Below are 6667 nucleotides of genomic sequence, written 5' to 3' on the forward strand. Positions count from 1 at the left end.
CCTTCACGGATTTTCCGAGCGAGGCTTCATAGTCGGGCACCGGACGATCGACCGAGGTGGTGTCCTTCGGGTCGTGGCCCGCCATCGAACGCATCAGGATCGCGGTATCGCGCACGGTGCGGCCGATCGGACCTGCCTGATCGAGCGAGGAGGCAAAGGCGACGATGCCCCAGCGCGAGCAGCGCCCATAGGTCGGTTTCATGCCGACGGTGGCGGTGAATGCCGCCGGCTGGCGGATCGACCCGCCGGTGTCCGTCGCGGTTGCGCCCATGCACAACAGCGCGGCGACGGCCGAGGCCGAACCGCCCGACGATCCGCCCGGCACCAGCGTGGTGTTGGCGCCCTCGCGCCGCCAGGGATTGACGACGGGGCCAAAGCACGAAGTCTCGTTGGACGATCCCATCGCGAATTCGTCGTTGTTGAGTTTGCCGAGCATCACGGCGCCATCGCGCCAGAGCTGCGCGGTGACCGTCGACTCATAGGTCGGCACGAAATTACCGAGAATCTTCGAGCACGCGGTCGTGCGGACGTCTTTGGTGGCGAACAGATCCTTGATGCCCAATGGAATGCCGGCGAGCGGACCGCCCTCGCCCTTGGCGATGCTGGCATCGGCCTTTTGCGCCATCGCCCGTGCGCGATCCGGCGTCTCCAGCACAAAGGCATTGAGCGCGCGCGCTGCTTCGATCGCCGAAAGATGCGCGTCGGTGAGTTCAAGCGAGGTGAAAGACTTGGCTGCGAGGCCTTCTCTAGCCTCAGCGAGCGTCAGCGATGTCAGGTCTGTCATTTATTACCTAGTGCCCATTTTCCGAAGTTCGTGCCCCGCCGCAGCGCCCACCTTTCACGAACTTCGGAAGGTTATGGGCACTAGCAAATCTACATTCTTCCAAATGAAGTTCCTGAAAGAGTTTGCCGCTTGTGGTGCAGGAACTTCATTTGGGTGGCACGGGGCTGCAGAAGAAAGGAGAAAGCGTCTTGTCGCTGGCGGGATCGTCACGCTTCACTTCGCCGCGCGTTTCACTTGCGGCTTCCAGCGCATCGAGCACTGCATCGATCGCCTTGTCGGGATCGGCCGCCTTGCCCTGACGCTCCATGGCGTCGAGATACTCCATGTAGGCGCGGTAGGCCTTTTCGTCGTCGCACAGCATGCACATCGGACATCTCGCTCAAGAGTTATTCGACGACTTTCGGCACCAGAAAGAAATGATCTTGCGTTTCCGGAGCGTTTTTGACGATGTCGTCTGCGATCTCGCCGTCGTTGACCACATCGGCCCGTTTCTTCATCTCCATCGGGGTCACCGAAGTCATCGGTTCGACACCCTCGACATTGACCTCCTTGAGCTGCTCGACAAAGGCCAGCATCGCGTTGAGTTCGCCCTGAAGATGCGAAACCTCGGATTCCTTCACCCCGATCCGCGCCAGATGCGCGATACGGCGAACAGTGGCAGCATCAACCGACATTATATATGGCCTCAAACGGCGATTTTCAGCCTGCCGTATAGCAGAGGCTTGTTTTGCGCCGCAACCTCAGCCTCTTTTGCCCGTCCCACCGGGAGAGAGAAAAGCTGGCGGATTGGCTGCCCAATCAGCCGGCCAATTTGCTCAACCGCGCCAGGGCGCTGCCCGCTAGCGCCCGGGTCAGCTCCGCCGCCGGCATGTCCTTACCCAGCCGCACGGCCTGCCCCGCCCAAAGGTTGGTGAAATCGAGCTTGCCATGCTTTTCAGCAGCCGCTTTCAGCGGCCCCAATGCGGTCGCGGCGTGGGGGAATTCCGGCGCATCCGGCGAAATCGGGCCGACTTCGTCCATGACGCGGTTCACCAGTCCCCGCGCCGGTCGTCCGGTCATGACGTTGGTGATGACGGTGGAATCGTCCCGTCCTTGCGCCAGCGCGGTGCGGGCCGGCGCGGAAACCTTTGATTCCGGGCAGCGCAGATAGGCGGTGCCGATCTGCACCCCGGCCGCGCCTAGCGCAAAGGCGGCGGCGATCCCCCGCCCGTCGGCAATGCCGCCGGCGGCGACGACCGGTACTTTCACCGCATCGACCACCTGCGGCACCAAAGCAAAAGTACCGGGCTGTTCGGCAATGTTGTCGGTCAAGAACATTCCGCGATGACCGCCGGCCTCGGCGCCTTGCGCAATGATCACATCAGCGCCGTGTTCTTCGAGCCAGATCGCTTCTCGTACGGTGGTCGCCGATGCCATCACCTTGCAGCCGGCGGCTTTGACCCGAGCCAGCAGGCTTTGCTCCGGCAGGCCGAAATGGAAGCTGACGATCTCTGGCTTGAGCTCCTGGACAACGCTGCACGTGGCCGCGTCGAACGGCGCGCGATTGGCGGCATTGATTGGCGCTGCCGGATCAAGGCCCAGTTCTTTATAGTAAGGCGCAAGCCGTTCTTTCCATCTGGCTTCGCGCGCCGGGTCCGCCGGGACCGGCTTATGGCAAAAGAAGTTCATGTTGACCGGCGCGGAGACGCGTTGACGGATAATCTGGATCTGCTCACGGGCTTTTTCCGCCGACAACATCGCGCAAGGCAACGAGCCCAGCGCCCCACCTTTCGCCGCCGCGATCACGAGCTCCGCATCCATCACACCCGCCATCGGCGCCAGCACGATGGGAAATTCGGTCTTGAACAGGTCGATCAATCGGCGGTCCGGCCACATGTTCGTTCTCGCTTCTGATTAGCGTGCGTTCATGGCGAGCGGCGCGCCTGGGAAGTTGCGCTGCCCGCTGAGAATTTGATCGGCTTCGCGCGCGATCCGCTCGACGATTTCGGCCGCCGGCGGAATGTCATGGATCAGGCCGGCGGCTCCGCCGGCAAAGACGGCCGCAACGTCGTAATTTCCAGCATCGCGTTCGGTGGCGTACTCGGCCGCGACGGCCTCGACATTGTGGATCAACTCGGTCTCCCGTCCGCCCCATCGGCGCGCGTGGTCGTTGATCAAGGTGCGGGCGGTGAAAGGCGCCGGCCACCAGATCTTGCGCGAAACGTCAAAGACGATGCCGCGCACCGTGTCGCTGCTGCTCGCCGCGCAAATCCGCCGCTTGGCTTCCTCCGCGCCGTCGCATTCGACGCTGGCGTAGAAACGTGTCCCGAGCAGAACCCCGCTCGCCCCCAGCACCATCATGGCCGCGAGTCCCCGCCCATCGGCGACGCCACCGGCCGCCACGACAGGCACGCGGCCCGCCGCAAGATCGATAACCGCGGGCACGATATCGAGCGTCGTACGCGAAGCGCCATGGCCGCCGGCTTCCGTGCCTTGAGCGATCAAAATATCAGCGCCGGCATCGAGCGCCTGTTTCGCCATGTCCTCGGTCTGGATCTGGCAGATCAGGAGGCTGCCGGCTGCCTTGATACGGGGCGCAAACGGTCTGACATCGCCGAAAGACAGCATGATCGCGCGTGGCTTTGCCTTCAGCGCAATGTCCAGCAGTTCGGGTTGCTTGGCCAGGCTCCAGGTAATGAAGCCGATGCCGAACGGCGCGGCGACAGCTTTCAGCTTGGCGGTTTCGAGCTCGAGCCAATTTTTGTCGCCATAGCCGCCGCCCAAAATGCCGAAGCCGCCCGCCTCGCCAACCGCCTTGACCAGCCGGCTGCCGGCGATGATGGCCATCGGCGCGGAAAGGATCGGATGCTTGATACCCAATAGCGATGTCAGCGGTGTTTCGATCGGCATGGATGTTTGTCCCTCTCGACAGACATGCTAGCGCGGCTTAGTCTTCTTCAAAAGTGAATATTCAAGAAGATAGTCATCTCTAAAAGAAAACGGTGGTTTGGCCATGGAGTTGAGCGATCTCCTGACGTTTTCGGCCGTGGCGCGCAACGGCGGCATCACCCGCGCCGCCGAAGAACTCAAGACGGTGCAGTCCAATGTCACCCAGCGGGTGAAAGCACTTGAGGCAGAAATGGGCGTCGCGCTGTTCGAACGGCACAGCCGCGGCATGACGTTGACCGGCGCCGGCCGGCGGCTGCTCCCATACGCCCAGCGGATGGCGGCGCTATCGCGCGAGGCCATGCTCGCCGCGCGCGACGATGGCGAGCCGAAGGGCCCGCTGGCAATCGGCTCGATGGAAACGACTGCCGCGGTTCGCCTGCCGCCGCTGCTTGCGGCGTTCCATCACCGCTTTCCGGCCGTGCAACTGACGCTCAGGACCGCAACGACCGCCGACCTGATGGCGAGCATATTGGACGGCGCGCTGGATGGCGCTTTTGTCGCCGGCCCGATCGAACATGCCGATCTCATTTCGACCGTCGCGTTCCGCGAAGAGCTGGTGCTGGTGACGGCGCGGCGTTTCACCACTCTCGCCGCCTTGCGCGCCGGAACGCCGGAATCGGGACCCACCGCGCTGGTATTCCGAACTGGCTGCACCTATCGCCAGCGTCTCGAACAGCTGTTTTCGGATTTCGGCTGGCCCTCGGCGACCCGCTTCGAGCTTGGTACGCTCGACGGCATGATCGGCTGCGTTGCCGCGGGGGTCGGCGTCACGCTGCTGCCGCGCGCCGTGGTCGAGCGCAGCGAGTTGCGCAAGGACGTCAGCACCCACTCCCTCGATACGTCATGGTCGAACGTCGACACGCTCTTCATTCAGCGCCATAGCGCCCATCAATACAGCGCGCTGGATGGCTTCACCTCCTGCCTGAACGGCACCGATCGCGTAATCGCTGCTTGACCGGAGTGCTTCGAGGCTTTGCGAGCCGGGCAGCTTGCGTGTTATGCGACTGGTGGAGTGGATTTGACGTTTGCCGTCTTTCCACACAAGCACTCGTAAGCGAACGTCAAATCCAAAGCTCCACCAGATTTAATATTGTTACTAGTGGTCCTTGGATTCAAACATTCGCAAACATGCCGGCCCCAACGAGATGCGAATGCTAGAATCGGACCACTAGCCATGCCCGCTCCCATTCTGCCCCTGATCGATGCCATGGCCTGTTGGCCTCAACGCGGCGCGCTGATAGGGCTCGATCTCGGCACCAAAACCATCGGCATTGCAGTCTCCGACCCCGACCGGCGGCTGGCGACAGGGATAACGACCCTCCAGCGCAAGGCTTTCAAGGCTGACGCCACACGCCTGCTCGAGATCGCGACCGAGCGCGCCGCCGTTGGCTTCGTGCTCGGCCTGCCGATCAATATGGACGGCAGCGAAGGGCCGCGCGCGCAGTCAACGCGCGCCTTTGCACGCAATTTCTCGCAAATGACGAAGCTTGCCATCGCACTGTGGGACGAGCGGCTTTCGACCGCCGCCGTCGAACGCGAACTGATCGGGATGGACATGAGCCGCGCCCGCCGCGCCAAGGTGATCGACGAACACGCGGCGATCTTCATTCTTCAGGGCGCACTCGACCGGCTCGCAAATAACAATCTATGAGTTGGTGAGCAGCATGGTCTGGATCACCGCGGCAAGATTGTTCAGACCATGCAGGATGATGGTCAGCCAGATCGAGTTGCTGCGATAGCGCAGGTAACCGAGCAGCAGGCCGATCGAGAAGACTTCGCCGAGGAAATACCAGTCGTATTGCAGGTGCAAGCCGGTCCAGACCAGCGACGACAGCACGATCGCGCCGGGTACCCTTAGAAACGACTCCGACCAGCCGCGATATAGAAAGCCGCGCGCGATAAACTCCTCCGTGATCGGCGCCGCCACGCAGAAGGCAACGACCAGAAGCCACACCGCACCGTCTTCCCGGGCAGTCTTCAGCACGTCACCCATGAATCCCGGCTCGACGTCGCGTCCTGTCGCCCGCGAGATCGTATCCCACCCCATGACCAGCACGAACAGCGCGACCACGCCGATAGCAAGATTGATCCAGGAGAAAGAGCGCAGCGCGAGATAGTCTGCAAACCGTGCGCCCTTGATCCGGATCGCGATCCACAGGGCCAGCAGCACTGCCGGCAGCCCAGTAATGACCGACAGCGAGATCGTCAGGCCGTTGCTGACGACGATACGAACAGCTTCGCTGAAGCTTTCCTGATTGATCGCTCCGCCATGCCGGAACAGGAACCAGCCCACGACCGCGAGTTGTCCGACGAACATCGCGGCGAAAACAACGAAACCCCAGAATGCAGTGCCCCAGAATTTCCAGACGCGAAGGGTTGGCAGCGCATCGACCGCAGGCGCGAGCGCGACAGAACTTTCAGGATTAAGCGAGTCCATCAACTAGTGCCCACTTTCCGAAGTTCGTGTTAAACCTCAGCACCCACCTTTGACGAACTTCGGAAAGTCATGGGCACTAGCAAACTTATTGATCTGGTGCCGCTTTTCCATTTGAAGTTCCTGGGTCGGTCTGCCGCTTGCTGTGCAGGAACTTCAAATGGGCGGCACCAGCCCTTCTTCTCATTGCGGTAGCGCGCGATCGAGCAAGTGGCCGATGTCGTCAGGAGTGAGATCCACAGCGCCGTACATGCCACCGTGATTCCCGGCAAGGCGGGTATGGGCGAATAATTCGCCATGGCGCGGCGAGGTCGCATTCAGCGCAGCCGTTGCGGCCAGCAGCGCAAGCTTCTCGACTGCCAGGCGCGCGACATTCTCGGCATCCGGCCTGCGGAACGCCTGGCTGATCGAGGCCGCCGCCTCACCCGCCCCCGGTAAACCTTTGGTTTCCTGCGCGAGCGTTTTCAGAATTCCCGTGGCCGCCTCGGCTTCACGCGACAACGCTCGCAGCACGTCAAGGC

At 62.3% G+C, this 6667-nt stretch carries 8 protein-coding genes and 1 pseudogene; 2 read left to right on the plus strand and 7 right to left on the minus strand.

Annotation, left to right across the window (positions count from 1 at the left end; genetic code table 11):
- From WB528_RS17910 to WB528_RS17930, 5 genes are all read right to left on the minus strand, one after another.
- A partial coding sequence (locus WB528_RS17910) for an amidase (RefSeq protein WP_423889732.1) occupies positions 1–784 on the minus strand: 784 nt, incomplete at its 3' end.
- 145 nt (positions 785–929) lie between these two features.
- Positions 930–1151 carry a hypothetical protein gene (locus WB528_RS17915; protein ID WP_423889733.1) on the minus strand — a complete coding sequence of 74 codons (222 nt, stop codon included), beginning with the start codon at positions 1149–1151 and terminating at the stop codon, positions 930–932.
- Between the two features lie 19 nt (positions 1152–1170).
- Complete coding sequence (gatC, locus tag WB528_RS17920; RefSeq protein ID WP_423889734.1) at positions 1171–1458, minus strand: Asp-tRNA(Asn)/Glu-tRNA(Gln) amidotransferase subunit GatC; 288 nt, start codon at positions 1456–1458, stop codon at positions 1171–1173.
- A gap of 124 nt (positions 1459–1582) precedes the next feature.
- Positions 1583–2659: an NAD(P)H-dependent flavin oxidoreductase gene (locus WB528_RS17925; protein ID WP_423889735.1), complete on the minus strand. Its 1077-nt coding sequence runs from the start codon at positions 2657–2659 to the stop codon at positions 1583–1585.
- 18 nt (positions 2660–2677) lie between these two features.
- The gene (locus WB528_RS17930) at positions 2678–3673 is read right to left on the minus strand and encodes an NAD(P)H-dependent flavin oxidoreductase (protein ID WP_423889736.1); all 996 of its coding nucleotides are present in this window, start codon (positions 3671–3673) and stop codon (positions 2678–2680) included.
- A 103-nt stretch (positions 3674–3776) separates the two neighbouring features.
- Here WB528_RS17930 and WB528_RS17935 point away from each other — a divergent pair, with 103 nt between their 5' ends.
- A complete protein-coding gene (locus WB528_RS17935; RefSeq protein ID WP_423889737.1) occupies positions 3777–4667 on the plus strand; it encodes a LysR substrate-binding domain-containing protein in 891 nt (296 codons plus the stop codon).
- 219 nt (positions 4668–4886) lie between these two features.
- Entirely contained in the window at positions 4887–5363 is a 477-nt protein-coding gene (ruvX, locus tag WB528_RS17940; protein WP_423889738.1) for a Holliday junction resolvase RuvX, read from the plus strand.
- Here the strand turns inward: ruvX and WB528_RS17945 are convergent.
- Both WB528_RS17945 and WB528_RS17950 read right to left on the minus strand, forming a co-directional pair.
- Complete coding sequence (locus WB528_RS17945; protein WP_423889739.1) at positions 5358–6149, minus strand: lysostaphin resistance A-like protein; 792 nt, start codon at positions 6147–6149, stop codon at positions 5358–5360. The two genes, ruvX and WB528_RS17945, sit on opposite strands and share 6 nt — an antisense overlap.
- A 180-nt stretch (positions 6150–6329) precedes the next feature.
- A pseudogene (locus tag WB528_RS17950) lies at positions 6330–6667 on the minus strand (DNA alkylation response protein); the annotation flags it as partial.

The organism is Bradyrhizobium sp. (genome assembly GCF_049586575.1).
Taxonomy (GTDB): Bacteria; Pseudomonadota; Alphaproteobacteria; order Rhizobiales; family Xanthobacteraceae; genus Bradyrhizobium.